The organism is Burkholderia sp. BCC1972, from assembly GCF_905339605.1.
GTDB lineage: Bacteria > Pseudomonadota > Gammaproteobacteria > Burkholderiales > Burkholderiaceae > Burkholderia.
On record NZ_CAJPGH010000114.1, the window covers coordinates 1 to 246 of the forward strand.

At 68.7% G+C, this 246-nt stretch carries 1 pseudogene; it reads right to left on the reverse strand.

Annotated elements, in window-relative coordinates:
- A pseudogene (locus U5798_RS37050) lies at positions 1 to 246 on the reverse strand (electron transfer flavoprotein subunit alpha/FixB family protein); the annotation flags it as partial.

Below are 246 nucleotides of genomic sequence, written 5' to 3' on the forward strand. Positions count from 1 at the left end.
TCCAGCTTCGCGGCGATGCGCGGCGCGATGTTCTTGCCGTAGGCCGTCGCCGGCGCGAGGATGTGCGAGTAGTCCTTCGCGATGTTCAGCGCGGTCGCCTCGACGTTTTCCGCCAGGCCTTCGGCCAGTTGCGGCGCGTCGGCCAGCAGCACCTTCGACACGCCGGCGATCTTCGCTGCAGCGTCTGCCGCCGCTTGCGCGTTGTGGCCAGCAACCAGCACGTGGATGTCGCCGCCGATCTTCGCG